This window comes from Streptomyces sp. NPDC059994 (assembly GCF_042737755.1).
Lineage (GTDB): Bacteria > Actinomycetota > Actinomycetes > Streptomycetales > Streptomycetaceae > Streptomyces.
In genome coordinates this window covers 1-22,831 of sequence record NZ_JBHWUR010000118.1, presented here as the reverse complement: position 1 = coordinate 22,831, position 22,831 = coordinate 1, and the positions used below count along the sequence as shown (strand labels likewise).

20 protein-coding genes and 2 tRNA genes are annotated in these 22,831 nt (G+C 71.4%); 5 read left to right on the top strand and 17 right to left on the bottom strand.

The window, feature by feature from the left end; genetic code table 11:
* Positions 1-10: 10 nt before the first annotated feature.
* A tRNA-Ala gene (locus tag ACFWA7_RS34580) sits at positions 11-83 on the bottom strand.
* A gap of 117 nt (positions 84-200) precedes the next feature.
* Between ACFWA7_RS34580 and ACFWA7_RS34575 the strand changes: the two genes are divergently transcribed.
* Complete coding sequence (locus ACFWA7_RS34575; RefSeq protein ID WP_385827013.1) at positions 201-1,424, top strand: glycosyltransferase 87 family protein; 1,224 nt, start codon at positions 201-203, stop codon at positions 1,422-1,424.
* Here ACFWA7_RS34575 and ACFWA7_RS34570 read toward each other — a convergent pair.
* Both ACFWA7_RS34570 and ACFWA7_RS34565 read right to left on the bottom strand, forming a co-directional pair.
* Complete coding sequence (locus ACFWA7_RS34570) at positions 1,393-1,626, bottom strand: hypothetical protein (RefSeq protein ID WP_067158879.1); 234 nt, start codon at positions 1,624-1,626, stop codon at positions 1,393-1,395. The two genes, ACFWA7_RS34575 and ACFWA7_RS34570, sit on opposite strands and share 32 nt — an antisense overlap.
* A 235-nt stretch (positions 1,627-1,861) precedes the next feature.
* The gene (locus tag ACFWA7_RS34565) at positions 1,862-3,223 is read right to left on the bottom strand and encodes an MFS transporter (RefSeq protein ID WP_385547144.1); all 1,362 of its coding nucleotides are present in this window, start codon (positions 3,221-3,223) and stop codon (positions 1,862-1,864) included.
* Positions 3,224-3,404: 181 nt separating this feature from the next.
* Between ACFWA7_RS34565 and ACFWA7_RS34560 the strand changes: the two genes are divergently transcribed.
* Entirely contained in the window at positions 3,405-4,274 is an 870-nt protein-coding gene (locus tag ACFWA7_RS34560; RefSeq protein ID WP_385547135.1) for a helix-turn-helix transcriptional regulator, read from the top strand.
* Between the two features lie 147 nt (positions 4,275-4,421).
* Here ACFWA7_RS34560 and ACFWA7_RS34555 read toward each other — a convergent pair.
* The 7 genes from ACFWA7_RS34555 to ACFWA7_RS34525 form a co-directional block, all read right to left on the bottom strand.
* Positions 4,422-4,494: transfer RNA gene (locus ACFWA7_RS34555), tRNA-Ala, on the bottom strand.
* Positions 4,495-4,644: 150 nt separating this feature from the next.
* A complete protein-coding gene (locus tag ACFWA7_RS34550) occupies positions 4,645-5,304 on the bottom strand; it encodes a histidine phosphatase family protein (RefSeq protein ID WP_385547141.1) in 660 nt (219 codons plus the stop codon).
* The gene (gene rsfS, locus ACFWA7_RS34545) at positions 5,301-5,735 is read right to left on the bottom strand and encodes a ribosome silencing factor (RefSeq protein WP_371652683.1); all 435 of its coding nucleotides are present in this window, start codon (positions 5,733-5,735) and stop codon (positions 5,301-5,303) included. Before rsfS ends, ACFWA7_RS34550 begins: the two co-directional genes overlap by 4 nt.
* A 78-nt stretch (positions 5,736-5,813) precedes the next feature.
* A complete protein-coding gene (locus ACFWA7_RS34540) occupies positions 5,814-7,544 on the bottom strand; it encodes a LytR C-terminal domain-containing protein (protein WP_385547132.1) in 1,731 nt (576 codons plus the stop codon).
* A gap of 14 nt (positions 7,545-7,558) precedes the next feature.
* Entirely contained in the window at positions 7,559-8,179 is a 621-nt protein-coding gene (gene nadD / locus ACFWA7_RS34535; protein ID WP_101388280.1) for a nicotinate-nucleotide adenylyltransferase, read from the bottom strand.
* A gap of 38 nt (positions 8,180-8,217) precedes the next feature.
* Positions 8,218-8,379, bottom strand: a complete 162-nt coding sequence (locus ACFWA7_RS34530) for a hypothetical protein (RefSeq protein WP_385547129.1) — start codon at positions 8,377-8,379, stop codon at positions 8,218-8,220.
* A gap of 89 nt (positions 8,380-8,468) precedes the next feature.
* On the bottom strand, positions 8,469-8,693 hold the full coding sequence (locus ACFWA7_RS34525; RefSeq protein ID WP_385547126.1) for a hypothetical protein: 225 nt from the start codon (positions 8,691-8,693) through the stop codon (positions 8,469-8,471).
* Between the two features lie 108 nt (positions 8,694-8,801).
* On the opposite strand from ACFWA7_RS34525, the gene ACFWA7_RS34520 reads away from it, so the two are divergent.
* Positions 8,802-9,971, top strand: coding sequence for a M48 family metallopeptidase (locus ACFWA7_RS34520; protein WP_385547123.1), 1,170 nt, complete (start codon positions 8,802-8,804; stop codon positions 9,969-9,971).
* 65 nt (positions 9,972-10,036) lie between these two features.
* On the opposite strand, the gene ACFWA7_RS34515 is transcribed toward ACFWA7_RS34520, so the two are convergent.
* From ACFWA7_RS34515 to ACFWA7_RS34485, 7 genes are all read right to left on the bottom strand, one after another.
* Positions 10,037-11,110: a hypothetical protein gene (locus ACFWA7_RS34515; RefSeq protein ID WP_385827011.1), complete on the bottom strand. Its 1,074-nt coding sequence runs from the start codon at positions 11,108-11,110 to the stop codon at positions 10,037-10,039.
* Between the two features lie 201 nt (positions 11,111-11,311).
* Entirely contained in the window at positions 11,312-11,884 is a 573-nt protein-coding gene (locus tag ACFWA7_RS34510) for a hypothetical protein (RefSeq protein WP_385547117.1), read from the bottom strand.
* A 97-nt stretch (positions 11,885-11,981) separates the two neighbouring features.
* A complete protein-coding gene (locus ACFWA7_RS34505; protein ID WP_385547114.1) occupies positions 11,982-13,265 on the bottom strand; it encodes a glutamate-5-semialdehyde dehydrogenase in 1,284 nt (427 codons plus the stop codon).
* A 187-nt stretch (positions 13,266-13,452) separates the two neighbouring features.
* Positions 13,453-13,938: a hypothetical protein gene (locus ACFWA7_RS34500; RefSeq protein ID WP_385547111.1), complete on the bottom strand. Its 486-nt coding sequence runs from the start codon at positions 13,936-13,938 to the stop codon at positions 13,453-13,455.
* Positions 13,939-14,086: 148 nt separating this feature from the next.
* Positions 14,087-15,214 (bottom strand): glutamate 5-kinase, encoded by a 1,128-nt coding sequence (gene proB / locus ACFWA7_RS34495; RefSeq protein ID WP_385547108.1) that lies wholly within the window; start codon positions 15,212-15,214, stop codon positions 14,087-14,089.
* A gap of 157 nt (positions 15,215-15,371) precedes the next feature.
* On the bottom strand, positions 15,372-16,346 hold the full coding sequence (galE, locus tag ACFWA7_RS34490) for a UDP-glucose 4-epimerase GalE (protein ID WP_385547105.1): 975 nt from the start codon (positions 16,344-16,346) through the stop codon (positions 15,372-15,374).
* A gap of 237 nt (positions 16,347-16,583) precedes the next feature.
* Positions 16,584-18,725, bottom strand: coding sequence for a PIG-L family deacetylase (locus tag ACFWA7_RS34485; protein WP_385547102.1), 2,142 nt, complete (start codon positions 18,723-18,725; stop codon positions 16,584-16,586).
* 218 nt (positions 18,726-18,943) lie between these two features.
* Between ACFWA7_RS34485 and ACFWA7_RS34480 the strand changes: the two genes are divergently transcribed.
* Both ACFWA7_RS34480 and ACFWA7_RS34475 read left to right on the top strand, forming a co-directional pair.
* A complete protein-coding gene (locus ACFWA7_RS34480; protein ID WP_385547099.1) occupies positions 18,944-19,945 on the top strand; it encodes a hypothetical protein in 1,002 nt (333 codons plus the stop codon).
* On the top strand, positions 19,942-22,764 hold the full coding sequence (locus ACFWA7_RS34475) for a stealth conserved region 3 domain-containing protein (RefSeq protein WP_385827009.1): 2,823 nt from the start codon (positions 19,942-19,944) through the stop codon (positions 22,762-22,764). The genes ACFWA7_RS34480 and ACFWA7_RS34475 overlap by 4 nt, the downstream gene beginning before the upstream one ends.
* Positions 22,765-22,831 lie beyond the last annotated feature (67 nt).

Sequence of the window (22,831 nt, the reverse complement as noted above, 5' to 3'; positions counted from 1 at the left end):
GTCTTTATTGTGGAGCTAAGGAGAATTGAACTCCTGACCTCCTGCATGCCATGCAGGCGCTCTACCAACTGAGCTATAGCCCCTTGTTCTGTTTTCCGCCCGGTTTCCCCTGGCGACATCGAGAACATTACACGGTCCCCCCGGCACTCCACCAAATCGATTGCCGTTCTGTACGGACAGGGCCGGTAACGTCCCCTTTCGTGACCGTGAACGTGCTCGCGCACACCGCCGCCCGTCTCACCCTCGTCCGCCGCCCCGTGGCGCTCGCCGCCGCGGCCTGTCTGCTCTCTTTCGTCACCTTTTGGGTCGCCCAGCGGGCTGCCGGGGTCTCGATGATCGACCTGATGGTCTACCGGGCGGAGGGAGGGGCCGTACGGGCCGGGGCGGACCTGTACGCGATGCGCGCCACGCGCGCGCGGCTGCCCACCACGTACCCGCCGTTCGCCGCGCTGCTGTTCACGCCGCTGACGCTGCTGGGCGTGCCCGAGATGCGTACGCTCGCCACGGCTGCGAACCTCGCCCTCCTTGTCGCACTCGCCCACCTTTCGCTGCGGCTCGCGGGGCGGGAGCGGCCGGGGGCCGCGCTGTGGGTGGCGGCGCTCACAGTGTGGTGCGAGCCGGTGTGGACGACCCTGCGCTACGGCCAGATCAATCTGCTGCTCGCGGTCGCCGTCCTGTGGGACCTGACCCGGCGGGCCGGCCACCGGGGGGCGGGCGCGGGCATCGGCCTCGCGGCCGCAGTGAAGCTCACACCCGCGCTGTTCGCGCTGTTCCTGCTGCTCACCGGCCTCGTACGCGCGCGTGGAGCGGGCTGGAACCAGTGGCTGCGGCAGGCGGCGACGGCGTTGGCGGTGTTCGCCGGGGCGACGCTGGCGGCCGCCCTGGTGCTGCCCGCCGACTCGCGCCGCTTCTGGACGTCGACGGTGTTCGAGACGAGCCGGGTCGGCCTCGCCGAGGACACCGCCAACCAGTCCCTGCGCGGGGTGCTGGCCCGGCTGCTGCACATCGGCGACCCGGGGTCCTGGTGGACGGCCGCCGCTGCCCTCACGGCGGCGCTGGGGCTTTATGTGGCGGTACGGGCCGAGCTGCGCGGGGAGCGGGCCCGGGCGGTGCTGTGCTGCGCGGCCACGGCGCTCCTGGTGAGCCCGGTCTCCTGGTCGCACCACTGGGTGTGGTGCGTGCCGGGGCTCGTGCTGCTCGGGGCCCACCGGATCCGCGGGGCCGTCGCCGCCCTGGTCTTCGGCTCGTACGCCCTGTGGTGGGTGCCGCACGGTGCGGGCCGCCCCGAACTGGCCCAGAACGGGCTGCAGATGGCGCTCTCGGCGCTCTACCCGCTGGCCGGGGCCGCCTTCGTGGCGGCGGCGGCGCTCGGGGCGCGGCGCGGGGCGCCGCTCAGGCCGTGGCGAACGAGTAGAACCTCTTGAGGGTGCAGTGCGCCTCCAGAAGGCGGCCGTAGATCGGCTCCCCCTCCAGCTCCCGGTAGGTCTCGATGGGGTCGCCTTTTATGATCAGCGCCCGCGCGCATTCCTCGCACCAGTACTGGTAGTCGGCGTTGACCGGTTCCATGTCCCGGACGATCGGCGTACCGCTGCCGCACCAGTCGCACTTCCGCCTGTGTGCACCCATCTCAGCTCCAGCTGTGGCCGCAGGCCGGGCACACGTAGGAGACGTCCCCGCTGTCGCCGGGCATCTGGGCGACACGGCAAGAACCGCAGGAAGGGCAGCTGATCCGGGTCGCTGTCCGCGGCGCACCGGACAGGGCCGGGACGTCTTCGCGGCTCGCAGGCATCGCGGTCTCCCTCCCGTTCGGTCCGTCGTCCCCCTCCGGCCGTCCCGATTCTGCCATGGTCGCGCAAGAGGGTCAGCGGCGTCGTGATAGGAGACCCGTCAGCGCTCCCACGAGGGCCGCTCCAGCCAGCGCCAGAGAGCACGCCCACAGCGCGCCGCCGGAGGTGTGCGCCCCCGCCGTGAGCCGGTTCAGGAAGAGCGTGCCGAAGGCGGCGACCCCGATCAGCTGGCCCAGCTGGTTCACGGTGGCGAGCAGCCCGCTGGCGTCCGCCGCGTCCTCGGGCCGTACGCCCGCGAGCGCGCCCGCGAAGGTGGGGCTGAAGGCCAGCGCCAGACCGGCGCCGACACCGGCGTACGTCACGTAGACGGTGAGCCCGCCCGTGCCGCCGCCGCGCTGCAGCAGGCCGGTGGCCAGGGCGGACACCGCGGTCAGCGCGAACCCGCCCGGCACCAGCGCCCGTTGCCAGCGCGCGGGCCAGCGCCGCCAGGTCAGCCCGACCGTGCCGAAGACCACGGCGGTCGGCGCGAAGGTGAGTCCCGCGCGCAGCGCGCTGTAGCCGAGGCCGCCCTGGATGTGCAGGGTGAGGGTGAACAGGAAGCCCGCGTTGATGGCCATCACCACGGCGATCCGGACGACCGCGAGGCCCATGCCGGGCAGACGCAGCACCCTGGGCGCGATCAGCGGGGCGCCGCCGCGCCGGGCGAGGCGCGACTCGTACGCCCAGAACGCGGCGAACAGCAGCGCGCTCGACCCCAGCGACAGCCAGGCCCACAGCGGCCAGTCCTCCTCCTGGCCGAGCACCAGGGGCACCGTGAGCAGTGAGACCGAGGCGCCGAGCAGCACCAGGCCGGGCAGGTCGAGGTCGCGCGCCCAGCGGGCCGCGCCGCGGTGCTCGTGCCGCTCCCCGGGCAGATGGCGCACGCCGAGCGCCAGCAGGACGAGCCCGATGGGCACGTTGACCAGGAACACCGGCCGCCAGCTGGTGCCGAAGAGGTCGGCGCTGACCAGGATGCCGCCCAGGACCTGCCCGGCGGCGGCGCCGGTGGCGAGCACGGCGGAGTAGACCCCGAGGGCACGCACGCGTGCCTCTCCGGTGAAGTTGCGCTGGATGAGGCTGAGCACCTGCGGGATCATCAGCGCCGATCCGGCGCCCTGCACCAGCCGGAAGGCGATCAGCTGGCCGGCCGTCCCGGCCAGGCCGCAGGCGAGGGAGGCGGCCGTGAAGACGGCGAGGCCGGCCAGGTAGAGCCGGCGGTGCCCGAGCAGGTCGCCCAGGCGCGCCCCGGTGATGAGCAGCACGGCGTACGCGATGGTGTAACCGGCGACGACCAGCTGCAACGCGGCGCCGGAGGCGTTCAGTTCGGTACGGATGGTGGGGGCGGCGACGTTGACGATGAAGACGTCGAGGAGCGCCATGAACTGCGCCGCGAGCACGATCGCGAGCAGCAGCGGGGGCCGGTTGTCAGTGGCACGGTCTTTACTGAGTAAGGGACTTGGGCCCGTGGGCAGCGCGGTGGTCATGGCAGCCAGCCTGACCCCGCTCGGATACGGGTAACGAGAGCCCGCTGATGCTGGTACTGACAGCACCTGGCAGCGGCGGGCGACGGGACCGACGATGGGGGACGTGACAACTGTGGCCGCACCGAACGGACGCCGGAGACCGGAACTCGCCGCATTCCTGCGCAGCAGACGCGCGCGGGTCACGCCGGCCGACGTCGGCATGCCGCCTGGCTTGCGGCGGCGCACGCCCGGACTGCGCAGGGAGGAGGTCGCCCAGCTCTCCGGAGTCGGCGTGACCTGGTACACCTGGCTGGAGCAGGGCCGCCCCATCAACGCCTCCCCGCAGGTCCTGGACGCGGTGGCGCGCACCCTGCGCCTGGACGAGCCCGAGCGCGAGCACCTCTACCACCTGGCGGACGTGCCCTGCGAGCTGGACCGGGAGGCCCTGCCGGCGGAGGTGGGCCCGGAGATCCAGGGCATCATCGACGCCCTGGACCCGCATCCGGCGGTGGTCTACAACGGGCGCTACGACATCCTGGCGACCAACCCCGCCTACCGGGACCTGTTCGACATCCCGGAGATACGGGCGACGGGTGTGCGCAACGTGCTGTGGACGCTGTTCACCGTGCCGGAGCCCGCCTGTCCCGTCCTGTTCCGGGAGAAGGAGCTGCCGGTGATGGTGGCGACCCTGCGCTCGGAGTACGGCCGCCATGCCGGGGAGCCCGCCTGGGAGTCGTTCATCGCGAAGCTCTCCGAGGCGAGCCCCTACTTCGCACGGCTGTGGAAGACCGGCGACGTGGTGCCGCCGGGACCGCGCGTGAAGACCTTCCGGCACCCGGCGGTCGGCGAGATACGGATGACCTCGGTGTCGCTGTCCATCAACGGGATGCCGGAGTGCCGGATCGTCACGTACACGCCGAACGACGAGGAGAGCGGCGCGCGCACGGCGACGCTGAGGGAGATGCGGGAGAAGATCTGGGCGTGAGGCGGCCGCGCGGGCACGGGGCTGGGCGGCCGCCTCACACCCGCGCGCACCCGGCCGGGCGGCGGGGCGTGCGGGAAGCGGGCGTGCGGTGCCCCGTAAACGCGAAATCCCGCCCGGTCGAACCGACCGGACGGGATCCCGTACCTGTGGAGCTAAGGAGAATTGAACTCCTGACCTCCTGCATGCCATGCAGGCGCTCTACCAACTGAGCTATAGCCCCGCTGTTCGCTGTGTTTCCCGCGCTCCTGCGCCGCGAACAAGAAGAACTTTAGCCTGTGACCTGCCGGAAAGTGAAATCCGGTGGTCGCACCGCCCGGGCGGGCGCCCGGTGCGCCCCGGCGGCCGCACCGGGGGCGACCCGGCGGCTGCCTCAGTCGTCGTCGCCGAGGACCGGCTCGGGGAGCGTCCCGGCGTTGTGCTCCAGCAGGCGCCAGCCGCGCGCGCCCTCACCGAGGACGGACCAGCAGCAGTTGGAGAGCCCGCCCAGGCCCTCCCAGTGGTGCGCCTCAAGGCCCAGGAGGCGGCCGATGGTCGTGCGGATCGTCCCGCCGTGGCTGACCACGACCAGAGTGCCGTCGTCGGGCAGCTTGTCGGCGTGGGCGAGCACCACCGGGGCGGCCCGGTCGGCCACCTCGGTCTCCAGCTCTCCGCCGCCCCGGCGCACCGGCTCGCCGCGCTTCCACGCCGCGTACTGCTCGCCGTAGCGCCCCACGATCTCCTCGTGGGTCAGGCCCTGCCAGGCGCCCGCGTACGTCTCCCGAAGGGCCGAGTCATGGGTCACCGGCAGCCCGGAGACCGCGGCCAGCTCGTCGGCGGTCGCCGCGGCCCGCTGGAGGTCGGAGGCGATGATCGCGTCCGGCTTCAGGGCCGCCAGCAGGCGCGCCGCACGGCGCGCCTGGCCGAGACCGGCCTCGGTCAGCTCGATGTCCGTGGAGCCCTGGAAGCGGCGCTCCAGGTTCCATGCGGTCTGGCCGTGCCGCCACAGGACGACCCGGCGGCCCCGGCCCGGCTTCGCGTCGCTGCTGTTCAGCTCAGCTCACCGTCCTCCGTCCCACCGTGCAGCTGGGCGTGCTCGGCGGCCTTGCCGCGGGTCTTCTTCGCGTCCTCGGGAAGCGGCAGCTCGGGGCAGTCCTTCCAGAGCCGCTCCAGGGCGTAGAAGACACGCTCCTCGCTGTGCTGGACGTGCACGACGATGTCGACGTAGTCGAGCAGGATCCAGCGGGCGTCGCGGTCGCCCTCACGGCGCACCGGCTTGGCGCCGAGCTCCTTGTTCAGGCGCTCCTCGACCTCCTCCGCGATGGACTTGACCTGGCGGTCGTTGGGTGCGGAGGCGAGCAGGAAGGCGTCGGTGATCGACAGCACGTCGCTGACGTCGTACGCGATGATGTCGTGCGCGAGCCGGTCGGCGGCCGCCTGAGCGGCGGCGGTGATGAGCTCGATGGAACGGTCCGTGGCGGTCACATGCTGGCTTTCGTCGGCGGTCAGATCGATTCAGATCGTTCTCCAGGATCTCACGGACCGCCGACAGCCCCGAAAGGATTACTTGATCTTGTAGTCCTTGCCGAGCACCACGGTGACATCCGCGTTCGCCGCGGCCTTGCCCTGCTTGACCGCACCGGCCGGAAGACCCAGCGTCTTGGCGACCTCTTCGGCCTTCGCCTTCTGCGCCGCGTCACCGTAGGTGACGGAGGACGACGCCGCCGTACTCGCGCCGCCCGCGTCGATGAAGGCGTAGCCGCCGTTGACCAGGTCGACCCGGGCCTTGTCGGCCGCCTTCGGGTTGCCGCTGGCGTTGCTGACACCGACGCGGACCGCCGCACCCTTGTCGGGGGCCGTGACCGAGCCGCCCAGGATGTCCTTGACCACGCTGTCACTGGCCTTCGCGCTGAGCGTGCCGTCCTGCTGGACCGGCAGCACCGCCGTCTTGTAGGCGCCGACCTTGGCGTGCTCGGCGAGCTTGGCCAGCGAGGCGCCGAGGTCGGACTCGGGCAGCGAGGGGTCGAGGATCTGCGCCAGCGTCTGCACGGTGATCGTCGCGGCCTTGGGGTCGTCCGAGATCTTGCGCAGCACCCCGTACATCACCTGCCCGAACCGCTGCAGCTGCTTGGCCTCGGCCTCGCCGGACCCCTTGTACGTGGCGTACGCCACAGCCATCTGCCCGGTCAGCGTCTGGTCGTCGCCCTTCTTCACCACGGGGGGCGCGCCCGCCTTGGTGCCCGGCACATCGGCATCCGTACTGATGTCGATGTTGCCGACCAGGTCGACCAGGTTCTCCAGGAAGGGCGTGTCCAGACGCCAGGTGCCGGTGATCCTGGTGCCGAGCAGGGTGCCGAGCGCCTCGCGGGTGCCCTGCGAGCCGTCGCCGTCGACGGACTTGCCGAGCGTGGTGCGGGTGCCGTCGTCGTTGGAGACGGCGAGGGAGTTGGGCAGCAGAACGGTGGTGCCCTGCTTGGTGGTCGCGTTGTTGACGAGCAGCGCCGTGGAGGTGCCGCCCTTCGCGGTGTTGTGCAGATGGACGACGATCACGTCCCGCTTCTGCGCCCCCGTCGCGACCGCCGGCTTCTTGGAGTCCGAGGACGAGGAAACGCCGGGCAGCTTGCCGGCCGACCAGAGGTAGCCGACGCCGCCGATCGCCGCGAGGGCGAGAACGACGACGAGCGCGACCACCCGGTTGCGGCCGCGGCGCCGCGCCTCTTCGCGCCGCTCGGTGCGGCTCTCGGTGAACTTCAGCCAGTCGATGACGTCTTCGGAGTCCTCGTCGGGCTCCTCGATGAACGAGAACTGCTCGGTGCGGTAGTCGCGTTCGTCCTTGCGCTGCTGCGGCAGCACCGGGATCTGCTCGGCCACCGGCTCGGGCTCGGGCTCGGCTTCCCGTACGGGAGCCTGCGCCTGGCCGGACGTCTGGGCGGCCTGCTGGGCCGGGGGCTGTTCGCGGTTCCACTGCTGCGTGGTGTCGTAGCCGTACCCCTGGTTCTGCTGGGGCACGGACGGCTGCGCGGACTGGCCGTACGCGTCGTAGCCGTAGTCGTACGAGGGCTGCTGCTGGGCGTACGGGTCGTACCCGTAACCACCCTGCTGCTGACCCTGCTGGCCCTGCTGCCCTTGGTGATCCTGCTGGGACTGGTGGGTCTGCTGCGGCTGGGCCTGGGCGTACGGGTCGTACGAGCCCTGCTGGGGCACCTGTTGGTACACCGGCTGGCCGTACTCGTCATAACCGACAAGTTGCACCTGCGGCGCATAGGGGTCGTACGGGTCCTGTCGGTCGTTCACCGGGTGCCCTTCTCTCACTCGCCGCGGTAGAGCTGGCGCTTGTCGATGTAGCGCACCACACCGTCCGGAACCAGATACCAGACCGGGTCGCCCTGCGCGACCCTCGCCCGGCAGTCCGTCGACGAGATCGCCAGGGCGGGCACCTCCACCAGCGACACCCCGCCCTCGGGCAGACCGTCGTCCGTCAGTATGTGGCCGGGCCGGGTCACCCCGATGAAGTGGGCGAGCGAGAACAGCTCGTCCACGTCACGCCAGGTGGTGAGGATCTGCGAAAGCGCGTCGGCGCCGGTGATGAAGAACAGGTCCGCGTCGCTGTTGAGGGCGCGCAGATCCCGCAGCGTGTCCACGGTGTACGTCGCGCCGCCGCGGTCGATGTCGATCCGGCTCACCGAGAACTGCGGGTTGGAAGCGGTCGCGATGACCGTCATCAGATACCGGTCCTCGGGCGCGGAGACGTTTTTATGGCTCTTCTGCCACGGCTGCCCCGTCGGTACGAACACGACCTCGTCCAGATGGAACTGAGAGGCCACCTCGCTGGCGGCCACCAGGTGTCCGTGGTGGATCGGGTCGAATGTTCCGCCCATCACGCCGATGCGCCGCTTGACCGGACCGGTAGGCACTTCCTGCTCTCCCATGCGTGCAGAGCCTACTGGCCCGGTGGAAACGCCCCGACTCAGCGGTCGCGGTTGAAGCGCGTGGTGATCCACAGCAGGAGCAGCAGCGCGAACAGGGCGCCACCGCCGGTGACGTAAGGGCTGAGGCTTTCGTGGTTGCCGCCGTGCTCGGTGCCCTCGGCGAGGGTGACCAGGTTGGCGGCGGTGCTGGTGAGGCTCATCGTCAGCAGGACCTATCCGGGAGTCGGAGCGGAGACTTCGGGCTCATCGTATGCGGGCCGCCCGGGCACTCTCACGCCGACTCAGCCGTTCAGTCCTTGACGGCGCTCTCCGCGTCGGGGCTCGCGCCCCGGCTCGCCTCGCCGTCCGGCCGGGCCGCGGCCGCCTCGCCACCGTCGTTCGAGCGGTAGCCGCGCAGCAACAGCCAGGCCAGGCCGCCCGCACCGAGGATCGACACCAGCAGCAGGATCCGCAGCACATTGCCGGGTCCCTGCTGGTCCGAGGCGGCGGCGAGAAGCGTGACGGCATCCGTCATGGCAGGTGTCTCCTTGGTTATCCACAGGCCCCCGCCCCACGGTAGCCCCACCGCCTAGGGTGGATGTCGTCAGGGGGACGAGCCGAGACTCGCAGACAGGGGGACACCATGACCGATGACATCCAGGACAGCGTGCCGAGCAGGCAGCGCCGACGATTCCCCGGGATCTCCTCCCGGGCCTACGAACACCCCGCGGACCGGTCGGCGCTGGTGGCGCTGCGCAAGCTCAGCGGCTTCGACACGGTCTTCAAGGCGCTCAGCGGGCTGCTGCCGGAGCGCAGCCTGCGCCTGCTGTTCCTCTCCGACTCCGTGCGCGTGAGCGACGCCCAGTTCGCGCACCTCAACGCCATGCTGCGGGACGCCTGTTACATCCTGGACCTGGAGAAGGTCCCCCCGATGTACGTGACACAGGACCCCCGGCCGAACGCGATGTGCATCGGCCTCGACGAGCCGATCATCGTCGTCACCACCGGCCTCGTGGAGCTGCTCGACGAGGAGGAGATGCGCGCGGTCGTCGGCCACGAGGTGGGCCACGCCCTGTCCGGCCACTCCGTCTACCGCACGATCCTGCTCTTCCTCACCAACCTGGCGCTGAAGATCGCCTGGATCCCGCTGGGCAATGTGGCGGTGATGGCGATCGTGACGGCGCTGCGGGAGTGGTTCCGCAAGTCGGAGCTCTCCGCCGACCGGGCCGGGCTGCTCGTCGGCCAGGACTTGCAAGCCTCGATGCGGGGCCTGATGAAGATAGCCGGCGGCAACCACCTCCATGAGATGAACGTGGACGCGTTCCTGGAGCAGGCCGAGGAGTACGAGGCGGGCGGCGACCTGCGCGACTCGGTCCTGAAGATCCTCAACGTGCTGCCGCGCTCGCACCCGTTCACCACCGTGCGCGCGGCCGAGCTGAAGAAGTGGGCCGCGAGCCGCGACTACCAGCGGCTCATGGACGGCCACTACCCCCGTCGCGAGGAGGACAAGGACACCTCGGTCTCCGATTCGTTCCGCGAGTCCGCCGCCTCGTACGCAGAGACGGTACGGACGAGCAAGGACCCGCTGATGAAGCTGGTCGGCGACATAGCCGGCGGCACGGCGGACCTGGGCGGCAAGCTGTACGGCAGGTTCACGGGCGCGGGCTCCGCCTCGCGCACCTCGGACCGGCCGGCGGACGGCACCGCTGCGGACGGGGCTGACGGCGCACCGCAGGCCGGACCGCGGGACCGGCCTTCCGGTCCCGCGGCGGACGGCGAAGGGCCGCAGGACGAGCCGGGCGGGAAGGCGTAGGTGAGTCCGGACGGTCCGGACTCCGCCTGACTCCGCCTGGGTCGTGGGAAGTCCGGACGCCCTGCCTACGGCGTCGGCTGGGCGCTGGTGGAGAGGGTGCCGCAGAGGGCCGCGGTGGCGGGGCCGGCCGCGTACGGATCGGTGCCCGCCGGGCCGGTCGCGCTGGTCCGCTCGCCCGCGAGCAGCGGCCGCAGCTGTGCGGAGACATCGGCCGAGCAGGCCTGCGGTCCGGCTTCCACATAGCTGAACTGCAGCTCGACCCGGTGCAGCCGCAGGTCGTCGCGGTCGAAGCGGAAGTGCAGCTCACGGCGGACGGTGAAGAGCGAGGCCACCTTGTCCGGGCCGGTCGCCGCCGGGCGCAGGGCGTACGTGAAGGTGTGGTCGGACGTCACGTCGAGGGTGTCCCGGCCGGACTCGGCGTAGTGGAAAGTGCCCTGCACCCGCACCTGGGAGTCGGCCAGCGTCACTTTGGCCGGATCGAAGCGCACCAGCCAGCCGGTGGCGGCGTGGCGGCCGTCGTCGGCCGGGTTGTCGATGCTCTGGTCGAACTGGGCGATCAGCTCCGGATCGAGCAGTGCCCGCACCTGGTGCACGGACTTGCCGGTGAGGACCTGGGGGTCGAGGGACGACTGGACCAGATACTCCTTGGCGGTGGTCACACCGGCGATGATCTGGCTCTCGGAGAAGTGGGCGGTCCTGCGGACGGCGGGGAGGTTGATGCCATCGGCGCCGGTGCGGAACTGGGCGGCCGGGCTGTGGTCGAACAGACGGGCGACGTCGATGCCGGGGACGACGCTCTGCGGGGCCAGGGGTATCACGGTCATCCGCAGGGGCTCGGCGGCGACGCTGCCGCCGCCGGGCTGGTAAGGGTGGCGCAGGCCCATGTACACGGCGGTACCGAAGGCGATGAAGAGGAGGACCACCAGCGCGACTATCTGCTTGGTGAAAGGCCGGAAGGACCAGCTGGGACGGCTGCGCACCGCACGCGCGTGCTCACGCATCCGTTCCTGGGCGGAGAACTCCTGCAGGCGGGCAGCACGAACGAACGACTCGTCGAATACGACGGATCGGTACTCGTCCTCACCTCCGCCGGGGAGGCCCTCCGGTGTCCCCTCGGGTGGCTCTCCACGCCCTGCCATACCTTCAGGGTAGGTCGCCGAGGGTGCCGGTAAACGCGCTGCTACGCGACAAGTTCTGACGAGTTCCCACGCGGTTGTGCAGGGTGGGGCCGGAGGGCGGTCAGAAGGTCGTCAGGACGTGGAAAAGCCGTGGTCAGGGGCGGGGCGGGCGGGGGCGTGGGGTGGGTGGGGAGGGGGCGGGGGGGGGAGGCCCCCTCCCCCTCAAGGCCTCCGAGGCACAGCCGATACCGCCGGCGCCGAGTAGTCGGCCGAGGCGGTCGGGCCGACGGTGGCCGGAATGGGCAGCCCGGACTTGTCCACGTTGCTGGTGGCCGGGGGCGGGGCGGGCTCGTCGCGGCTGCCGGAGGCACCCCGGTAGACGGCCGCGAAGGCCAGGGCGACCATGCCGATGCCCATGATCAGGGCGAGCAGCCAGGCGACGGGGCGGTGCCAGCGGGCCCGGCCGCGGTAGGGGCGCAGCGCGCCGCCGTGCGGGCCGTAGGGGCCGGCTTCGGCGCCGCCGGGGAAGGCGGAGCCGTAGGGGTCGGGGTCGCGGGCGGTGTAGGTGAAGTCGTCGTCGGCTCCGGCGCCCGCGCGGGCTCTGGCCGCTTCGGCCTCGGCGCGGGCCTGGGCTGCGGCCAACAGCCGTTCCACGGCGCTTGGTTCGTGGATCTCGGCGGCCCGTACGAAGTCCTCGTCGAAGACCACGGAGGCGAATGCGTCGTCCGCGCCCCCGCGGTCGTCGTCGGGCTCCCAGCCGTCCGGGAACGGCCTGCCCCCCACGTCGTCCGGCACGGGTTCAGCGTAGCCCCGGCGCGGTCGTTTTGGGCAGGGAGTGTCCGAACTCTCCCCCTCGGGCGTCCCTCGGGGAAGGTTCGGAGCCCCGTTCCCGCTACCGCACGTGCCCGTCGCCGGTGACGATGTACTTGGTGGAGGTGAGCTCCGGCAGGCCCATGGGGCCGCGGGCGTGGAGCTTCTGGGTGGAGATGCCGATCTCGGCGCCGAAGCCGAACTGGCCGCCGTCGGTGAAGCGGGTGGAGGCGTTCACGGCGACGGTGGTGGAGTCGACCAGTTGGGTGAAGCGGCGGGCGGCGGCCTGGGAGGTGGTGACGATCGCCTCGGTGTGGCCGGAGGTCCAGAGCCGGATGTGGGCGACGGCCGCGTCCAGGGAGTCGACGACGGCGGCCGCGATGTCGTACGAGAGGTACTCGGTCTCCCAGTCCTCGGCGGTGGCCGGGACGACGGTCGCCTTGGTGGCGTCGGCGTAGGACTGGACGCGCTCGTCGGCGTGGACGGTGACGCCGGCCTCGGCGAGTGCGTCGAGGGCGCGGGGCAGGAAGGCGGCGGCGATGTCCTGGTGGACGAGGAGCGTCTCGGCGGCGTTGCAGACCGAGGGGCGCGAGGCCTTGGAGTTGATGAGGATGTCGACGGCCATGTCGAGGTCGGCCTGGGCGTCCACGTAGACGTGGCAGTTGCCGGTGCCGGTCTCGATGACGGGGACGGTGGACTCCTCGACGACGGTGCGGATGAGGGAGGCGCCGCCGCGCGGGATGAGGACGTCGACGAGGCCGCGGGCGCGCATCAACTCGCGTACGGAGTCGCGGGATTCGCCGGGGACGAGCTGGACGGCGTCGGCGGGCAGTCCGGCGCCGCCGACGGCGTCGCGCAGCACTCGTACGAGCGCGGTGTTGGACTCGTACGCGGAGGACGAGCCGCGCAGCAGGACGGCGTTGCCGGACTTGAGGCAGAGGGCGGCGGCGTCGACGGTCACATTCGGCCGGGCCTCGTAGATGATGCCGACGACGCCGAGGGGCACCCTGACCTGGCGCAGGTCGATGCCGTTGGGGAGGGTGGAGCCGCGGACGACTTCGCCGACGGGGTCGGGCAGCGCGGCGACGTCGCGTACGTCGGCGGCGATGGCGCGGACCCGTTCGGGGGTGAGGGTGAGGCGGTCGATGACCGTCTCGCTGGTCCCGGCCTCGCGGGCCTTGGCGATGTCGAGGGCGTTGGCCTCGACGATCTCCTTGGTCCGCACTTCGAGCGCGTCGGCGATCGCCAGGAGCGCGTCGTCCTTGGCCGAGCGCGGCAATGGCGCGATATCGGCGGCGGCCGCGCGGGCCCGGTAGGCGGCCTGGGTGACCGGGGACATGTTCTCGTACGGGGAAAACGCGCTCATGTCCGCAGGGTAGTGCTCCGGGCGGGCGCGTTCCGCACGGATTCCACTCCCCGAGACGGCGCTCTCACGGTCCGGTCGCTGTCGTGCCCGGGTGGCCGGCGCCGCAAGAGCCGGGGCCTCAGGAGCCCGGGCGTCAGGAGCGGCCGGGTCGTCAGGACCAGCCCGGGCATCAGGACCAGCCCGGGCGTCAAAAGGGGTGGACGCCGACGGGTGCGGCCGGTGGTGGCCCGTAGCCCTCGGCCAGGCGCTGGTGGTAGGTCTCGCGGTCGATGACTTCCAGGCCGACGATCTCCCAGGGCGGGAGTTTGGCGGTGGAGCGGTGCTCGCCCCAGAGCCGGAGGGCGACGGCGGCCGCGTCGTGCAGGTCGCGGGCCTCTTCCCAGTAGCGGATCTCGGCGTGGTCGTTGGCGTATCTGCTGGTCAGTAGGAAGGGGTGGTCGTGGGCGAGCTGTTCGAGGCCGCGCCGGACCTCTTTGAGCGGGGCCTCGGCGCCGGAGACGCTGAGGGTGATGTGCCAGAGCCTGGGGGTGTCCCCGGGCTGCTCCCGCTCCTCGCTCTCCGCTATGTCGGCCCCCGTGCCGACGCTGGTCAGGGTCGGCCCGTCCTCCCCCGTGGCCCTGCGGGCGTGGGTTCCCCCGACTCGGGGCGCCGCCCCCGGGCGCGCTCGTCTCACCGGCGGCCTCCTGTGATGCTGTGATGCGATGCAGTACCTCCCGCGAGTCACCCCCGCGAGTACCCCGCAACAAAGTTGACCAGTCCGGGCCGGGTCGCGGGGCGGTTTTCGTGAAGGTGTCTGCTCGAAGGCTGGACTTTCAGCCGTTTCACGGGTGGAGAACGACCAGATCGTCCCTGTGTACGACTTCGCGCTCGTACTCCGGGCCGAGCTCCCGCGCGAGTTCGCGGGTGGAGCGGCCGAGGAGCTGGGGGATCTCCTTGGCGTCGAAGTTGACGAGTCCGCGGGCGACGGCGCGGCCCGCGGTGTCGCGGAGTTCGACGGGGTCGCCTGCGCTGAACTCGCCCTCGACGGAGGCGATTCCGGCGGGCAGCAGGGAGGAGTGGCGTTCGACGACGGCGCGTACGGCTCCGTCGTCGAGGACGAGGTGGCCCTGCGGGGTGGAGGCGTGGGCGAGCCACAGGAGGCGGTCGGCGGAGCGGCGGCCGGTGCGGTGGAAGTAGGTGCCGGTGTCGCGTCCGGCGAGGGCGTCGGCGGCGTGGCTGGCGGAGGTGAGGACGACGGGGACGCCGGCCGCGGCGGCGATGCGGGCGGCCTCGACCTTGGTGACCATGCCGCCGGTGCCGACGCCTGCTTTGCCCGCGCTGCCGATCTGTACGTGGGCGATGTCGTCGGGGCCGTGGACTTCGCCGATGCGGGTGGTGCCGGGTGTGCTGGGGTCGCCGTCGTAGAGCCCGTCGACGTCGGAGAGCAGGACGAGCAGGTCGGCGCGGACGAGGTGGGCGACGAGGGCGGCGAGCCGGTCGTTGTCGCCGAAGCGGATCTCGTCGGTGGCGACGGTGTCGTTCTCGTTGACGACGGGCAGGGCGCCCATGGCGAGGAGCTGGTCGAGGGTGCGGTAGGCGTTGCGGTAGTGGGCGCGGCGGCTGGTGTCGTCGCTGGTGAGGAGGACCTGTCCGACGCGTACGCCGTAGCGGGCGAAGGAGGCGGTGTAGCGGGCGACGAGGAGGCCCTGGCCGACGCTGGCGGCGGCCTGCTGGCGGGCGAGGTCGGTGGGGCGGCGGCGCAGGCCCAGGGGGGCGAGTCCGGCGGCGATGGCGCCGGAGGAGACCAGCACTATTTCCTTCTCGCCGCCGCTGCGGGCCTTGGCGAGGACGTCGACGAGGGCGTCGACGCGGTCGGCGTCGAGGCCGCCGGAGGCGGTGGTGAGGGAGGACGAGCCCACCTTGACGACGATCCTGCGGGCCTGGGTCACGTACTGCCTTGCCACTGTCACACCGGGGAATCTATGCCAGGCCGGGGCCTGGGCGCACGGCCGTTTCGAGCGTTGGACGGCCCCCCGCCGGGCGGGCGGGGGCTTGTTCGAGCGTTGGGCGGGCCCCCGCCGGGCGGGGCGGGGGCTTGTGGGGTCCGGGAGCCCGTTCCCGGGTGGCTCAGTCGCGCGGGTGGCGCAGCAGCCAGCCTTCCCAGGCGGAGGTGACCATGGCGCGGATGTCGTGGCGGGCGCTCCAGTCGAGTTCCTTGGTGATGAGCTCGGCGGAGGCGACGACGCGGGCCGGGTCGCCGGGGCGGCGCGGGGCGACCTCGGGGGCGGGCTCGGTGATGCCGCTGACTTCGCGGATGATGTCGACCATCTCGGCGACTGAGGCGCCTTCGCCGCGGCCGATGTTGAGGATGAGGGCGGCGCTGGGGTCGGCGGTGAGCCGGCGGGCGGCGGCGACGTGCGCGGTGGCGATGTCCTCGACGTGGATGTAGTCGCGTACGCAGGTGCCGTCGGGGGTGGCGTAGTCGTCGCCGAAGATCAGGGGTGCCTTGCCCTCGGTGAGTCGCTCGAAGACCATCGGGACGAGGTTGAAGATCCCGGGGTCGCCGAGTTCGGGGGAGGCGGCGCCGGCCACGTTGAAGTAGCGCAGCGAGGCGGTGGCCATGCCGTGGGCCTTGCCGACGGCGCTGACGAGCCATTCGCCCGCGAGCTTGGTCTCGCCGTACGGGCTCATCGGCAGGCATTCGGTCTGCTCGGTGACGAGGTCGACGTCGGGCATGCCGTAGACGGCGGCGGAGGAGGAGAACAGGAAGCGGCGCACGCCGGCTTCGGCTGCGGCCTCCAGGACCGTGCGCAGGCCTTCGACGTTCTCGCGGTAGTAGTGGAGCGGGCGTTCGACGGATTCGCCGACCTGCTTCTTGGCGGCGATGTGGATGACGCCGTCCACGTCGTTCTCGCGCAGCACACGGTCGAGGACGTCGCGGTCGAGGACGGTGCCGCGCTCCAGGCGGACGCCTTCGGGCAGCCGGGCCGGGTCTCCGGTGCTGAGGTCGTCGAGGACGACGACCTGCTCCCCGCCGTCGACGAGGGCCTTCACCACGTGAGATCCGATGTAGCCGGCACCGCCTGTGATCATCCAAGTCATACGGACAGTCTAGGAGGCCGGGCCCGCCGGCCCGGCCTGCTGTGACTTTTCGTACGAAGGTGAAGGCGGCGTAAGCGCGACTGCGGGGAAGCCCGCGCGGGGGCCTGCCCGCAAGCCCGCCCGGGCGTGCGGAAGTGGCGTACGGAAGAGGCGTACGGAAGAGGTGTACGGGATGGTCCCGTACGCCCCTGTTCGCTCCCGGTCCGCCCGGCTTTGTCCGCCGGTGCGGTGTGTCGGTCAGACGGTGCCCGCGCGTGGCGGGACCCTGGTGACGGCGGGGGTGGTGTTGAGGCCGAGGGTGACCAGGGCGACGCCTTCGCTGGCGCCTTGGACGACGGCGGGGGCGCCGATCATGAAGCCGGAGGACGCGTCGCCGTGGAGGGTGACCTGCTTGCCGCTGTCGATCATTTCGATGGAGCCGGTGCCGCTGCGCGAGCTGAGGATGACGCCGCCGGTGGCGAGGTCCTGGCCGTCGACGAGGGCGACGGGGCCGTAGCCGGTGACCTTCTGGTCGGGCAGTTCGGTCCAGCGGCCGGCCTGGCCGCCGCGCAGCTGGGCGACGTTGATCTGGTCGCTGGAGGGCTTGTGGTAGGCGAGCAGGACGGAGCCGTCGTTGGCGGTGACCGCGTCGGGTGCGTCGCCGGGCCGGGTCTTCAGTCCCCGGGCGCCGCGGACCATGGCGCCGCCGGCGTCCTTCTGGGTCCAGTGTTCGACCCAGCCGAAGGCGGAGCCGAAGACGTGGACGCGGCCGTCGCCGTCGACCGCTGCGGCCAGGCCTTCCTGGATCTGTCCGCCGCCGGGCAGCTTCTGCCACGGCGACCAGGTGCCCTGCTTGTCGCGCACGCGGGTGCTGATGCCCTTGGCGGCGTTGCGCACGAAGACGTGGATGGTGCCGTCGGGGGCGGTGACCGCGGTGGGCGGGCCGGTGAGGCGGCTGCGGCGGGGGTCGGTCTCGGGGTTGCCGAGGCTGGTCCACCGCTCTTCGAAGTCGCCTTCGGCGCTCTTCTGCTGCAGGACGACTATCTCGCGGGTGTCGTCCTTGTCCGAGGACCCCAGGTTGGTGAAGCGCAGCCCGAACACGAGGTGGCGTCCGTCGGGGGCGGCGATCGCGCTGAGCGCGGGGGCGAGGGGGCCGCCGCCGAGGTCCTCGGCCGAGCCCCAGCCGCCGCTGAAGGGGCCGGACTCGCGCCAGCGGGCGGCGCGGGTGCCGAGCACGGCGTACGCGCTCATCCGGCCGTCCTTGTCGACGACGACCTTCGGCCCGGCGGTCGGGTAGCGGCGGTGGGTGGAGCGGACCCAGCCCTTCTTGGACTTGAGGACGCCGTTGACGCCGACCGAGTAGTCGCCGCAGCCGGAGGCGTTGCCGCACTGCCAGCTGGAGGCGCCGCCGTAGGCGTTGAGGTACTCCGTCTTCTGGTGGACGGTGTCGTTGGGCAGGTTGTAGGGCCAGCGCTGGTTGTAGTAGCCGCGGAACGCCTCGGTCAGGAAGCCCGGGGTGCGCGAGCCCTGCGAGGTGCCCTGGCCCCACTGGGCGAGGGCCCGCCAGGTGAACAGGGCGACGGCGGTGTGGTCGGGGTGGTCGGAGTAGCCGACCTGGTCGCTGCCGCGCGGGTGCAGCTTGTCGTGGACCTGGGCGTCGGGGTCCGGGTCCAGGGTGCGCACCAGCGTGGGCCGGTACTTGCGCATCAGGAACAGCAGCGCCTCGGTGAGCTCGTCGCGGCTGTAGGTGTACTTCTCGCGGACCGGGGACTCCGGGGTCGGCTGGGTGCGCAGCACCACGCCGGGGGTGTTCCACAGCTGGGTCATGCCGACCCAGCCCCGGCCGGTCTTCTCGTGCATGCGCACACCGAGGAAGATCAGTTCGGCGCGGCGGCCGTTGTACTCCAGGACGTTCAGCTCGGCCTCGCGCCCGCCCGGCAGCTTCAGGGCGGTACGGGTCCACGGTGTGAACAGGGTCGCGCCGAGCATCCGCGCGTACGCCTGGCGCAGCCCCTGCTGGCGCGCGGAGACGTACGCGGGCACGTCGGGGCGGGCCTTGGGCTCGCCGGGTGCCTGGTTGACGCCGAAGGAGCCGCCGCCGGTGACGTACACGGAGACGACCGGGACGCCCCGCTCGATGGTGTGGAGGGTGTCCGGGTTCATGAAGAACAAGTCGTCGTCCGGGTGCGCCACGATCGCCATGGCGAGCGGCCGGCCCGGGGTGTCGAAGCTGCTGCGGCGGTCGACCGGCAGCAGCGAGACAGGCTTCGGTGGTTCACTTGTGACAGCAGCGCCTCTGGCCGACGGGTGCTTGCTGTCGCACCCGGCGATCGCACCGGCTGCCACTACCCCCGCCATCGAAGCCAGCACGGCACGCCGGGAGGCCACTTGGCGTCCCATCTTCGGCCAGCGTCCCATGTCCTTTTCCCACTCCCCGCTCCACGTTCATCTGCGATCAAGCAGACCGCCACCCGAGGAGAGGGCGGAAACTTCATTTGGGTTCCACTCGATGAAGCAATCGTGATGCATCGATAGAATTACGAAGCAACTTGCCGATCTTACGCATTATTGGCAGCATGCAACGCTGACCATCGGCCCAGACGAGAGCTAGGTTCACCGTGAGTGACTCACTGCTGCCCTATGCGGTGGGCGCCGCCAAGCGGGCGCGCCGCGCGGCAGTACGTATGCGCCGACGTGTCGAGCAGATGCATACCGTACCGGCCATCGACGGAGTCAAGCCGCGACCGCTGCTCAAGGCCGTGCACTTCTCGGTCTCCGGTGGACGCACCCTCAACTTCGCGGTGACGTTCCCGCGCCGCCCGGAAGCCGTCAGCGCGGCTCATCTGGAGATGTCGCGCGGGCGCAAGGTCGTCCACGTGGAGCTGGAGCAGGAGCCGCAGAGTGACGGAAGTCTCCTTCTGACGGCCACCGCGCCGCTGCGCCATGACGATCCGTCGGAGACCGGCACCCGCGGTCCGGTGCTCTCGTCCGGTATGTGGCGCATGGAAGTCGTGGTCACCGAGAGTGATGGCCGTGAGCTGCGGGCGAAGATCGCGTCGGCTCCCGTGGAGTCGTCCGACGGTCCCACCCTGTCCACTTCGCCGTCACCCACCAGCGGCGCCGTCTTCCGCCCGGTGCGCTCGGTCGACGGCCGCTCGATGCTGAACGTGCGCGGTCCGCGCCACCAGGCCGAGCTGTCCTCGTTCGAGCTGCGCTGGGACCGGATCGTGGTGCACGGCCGGCTCATCGCGCCCAAGGCCCCCGTCGAGGAGTACGTCGCGGAGGCGGTGCTGCGGCGCAGCAGCAAGGCGGCCGCGGCCACCGTGGCGTGGGACGGCGACCGCTTCACCTTCGACGTACCGCTCGCCGAGATGGCGGTGGGACGCACCACCCGCACCTGGGACATGCATCTGAAGGCCGGTGGAAACCGGATCAAGATCGCCCGGCGGCTGACCGATGTGCGTCACCCCAAGCAGGTCTACCGGACACCGTTCCGTATCGTCGCTCTCGACAACGGCGCGCTCGCGCGGGTGCACGCCTATGTCACCCCGGCCGGCGTGCTCGCCGTGTCCTGTACCGGATTCGGAACCGCCCCCCGTGGCGCAGAGGAAGTTGCATGAAGATCACGTTTCTGCTCACCTGGGGCGACGAGATGGGCGGCACCGAGATGGCCGCCTACACCCAGGCGATCCATCTCGCTCCCCGGCACGACGTCGAGGTGCTGAGCGTCTTCAAGACCCGCCCCGAGCCGTTCTTCTCGGCCGCCCAGCAGGTCGAGCGGCGCTACCTGGTGGACAGGACCGGATCCTACGGACGCCCGGTGCGCACCAGCGCCCTGGACGAGAACGCCTGCCGGACGCTGGAGTCGCTGCCGAGCGAACTCATCAAGCCGTCCTGGGAGTCCACCTTCGACCGGCTGTCCGACATCGAGATGACGGCCGCCCTCGGCTCCCTCGACTCCGACGTGCTGGTCACCACCACCCCGGCGCTGCTCGCGGCGGCCGCCGAGCTCGCCCCGTCCCGGGTCGTCACCGTGCACCAGGAGCACCGCGCCTCCCAGCTGCGCGGCGTCTCCGGTGAGCCGCTCCTTGTCTACGGCCCGCGCGTCGACGCGCTGGTGTCGCTGACCGAGCGCACCAACGACTGGTTCTCCGACTCGCTGCGCGAGGCCGCCCCGGAGCTCGCCGCGATCCCCAACGCGGTGCCCGACGGTTACCGTCCGCGCGCCGACCTGGAGTCCAAGACGATCGTTCTGGCTGCCCGGATGACCCCGGAGAAGCAGCTGGACCACGCCATCCACGCCTTCCAGCGGATCTGTGCGGACTTCCCCGACTGGCAGCTGCGGATCTTCGGCGACGGCCCGCAGGAGGTGCGTCTGCGCCGCCTCGTCGAGGGCCTGGGCATGCACTCGCGCATCGAACTCGTCGGCCGCTCCTCGCAGATGGAGCAGGAGTGGGCCAAGGCCAGCGTCTGTCTGCTGCCCTCGCGCAACGAGGCCTTCCCGCTGGTGCTCCTGGAGATGTTCGCGGCCGGTGTGCCGGTCATCGCGTACGACATCGTCACCGGGCCCGCCGAGATCATCCGCCACGACGTGGACGGTCTGCTCGTGCCGCCCGGCGACATCGACTCGCTGGCCGCCGCGATGTCCCGCCTGATGGGCGAGGACGACACCCGGCACGCGTTCGGCAAGGCCGCCCGCAAGGGCGTCTACGAGCGGTTCGGCGGCGAGGACATCACCGCCCGCTGGGAGCAGCTCTTCACCAAGCTGGTCGCCCGCCGCGACACCCCCGAGCGTCTGGCCCAGCGCGCCGACCGCACCGCGCTGCGCATCGCGGCCGGCGGCACCCGCAGCTTCAGCGTCGCCGCCCCCGTCTCGGCCCTGTCGAACTCGGCGGACGAGCAGAAGGCCCGCGAGGTGATGATCCAGGCGCAGGACCGCACCGGGACGCTGATCCGGTCGGCCGGCCGCCTCGCCGAGCAGCGCGACGACATCAACGGCCCGCGCATGGCACAGATCAACCTGGAGATCACCGCCAAGGTCCTGGAGGACGCGGGGATCCCGTACATCCTGCTGCGCCACGACGCCGGCGTCGCCCACCGCGTCGCCGTCCCCGTCGAGCAGCGCCGCCGGGTGATCGAGGCCATGTCCACCGCCCTGCACGGCAAGCCGGTCTACGCCGAGCTGGTCACCCCGCGCGGTGCCGCGCCCGGCGCGGTCCTCGCCGAGCGCCTCGGTGACGTGGGCGAGGTCGCGGGTCTGCGCGTGTTCAAGCCGATCACCTCCGAGAGCCGCACCCTGCGGTACGGACCGGCCTACGGCTGCAGCCTGGAGTTCTGGGCCGAGTCGGAGGAGGACGGCTGGCGCGAGACGCCCCGGCTGACCACCCTGCTCGGACGCCGCCTGCCGAACCTGGAGGCGACGGCCAAGCTGCGGGTCGGCGAGCGCGACTACCCGACGCTCGCGCAGTTCACCAAGCAGCTGATGTGGGACGTCGACTACCCGATCGACGTCGTCTACACCTGGGTCGACGACACCGACCCGGCCTGGCAGCAGCGCCGCGACTCGGTGCGCCGCAGCCGGGACATGCCGACCAACGACGCCGACAGCGGCGACGTGCGCTTCCGCAACCGCGACGAGCTGCGCTACTCGCTGCGCTCCCTGGAGATGTTCGCGCCCTGGGTGCGCACCATCTACCTGGTCACCGACGACCAGACGCCGGACTGGCTGGACACCGAGCAGCACGGCATCAAGGTCGTCAGCCACCGCGAGATCTTCAAGGACCAGGCCTGGCTGCCGACGTTCAACTCGCACGCCATCGAGAGCCAGCTGTACCGGATCGAGGGCCTGGCCGAGCACTTCCTCTACCTCAACGACGATGTGTTCATCGGCCGTCCGCTCAACCCGTCGTCGTTCTTCCTGAGCAACGGCGTGGCCAAGTTCTTCCGCTCGCCCACGGCCGTCCCGCCGACCGAGCCGTCCCCGGACGACGAGGGCTACTTCGCGGCCGCGAAGAACAACCGGGCCCTCCTGGAGGAGGCGTTCGGGCGGACCACGACGACCAGCTTCCTGCACGCGCCGCACCCGCTGCGCCGCAGTGTGCTGACCGAGATCGCCGACAAGTTCCCGGCCGAGGTGGGCCGTACCGCGGCCAACCCGTTCCGCGCCAACTCGGACCTGTCGATCACGTCCTCGCTGCACCACCACTACGGCTACCTGATCGGCAGCTCGGTGCCGAGCGCCATCTCGTGCAGCTACATCAACGTGGGCAACTACGACCACCACACGGTGCTGACCCGGCTGCTCGCCGAGCGCGCCCACGACGTGTTCTGCATCGGCGAGTCCGCCGACGCGGAGGTGTCGGTGGAGGAGCAGGACCGCGTGCTGCGGGCGTTCCTGAGCGCCTACTTCCCGGTGAAGTCCCGCTTCGAGCGCGACTGACGTGCCTGACGCGCCTGTCGCGTCGGATACGGGAAAAGGGGCTCGCCCCGGACCTTCTGGTCCGGGG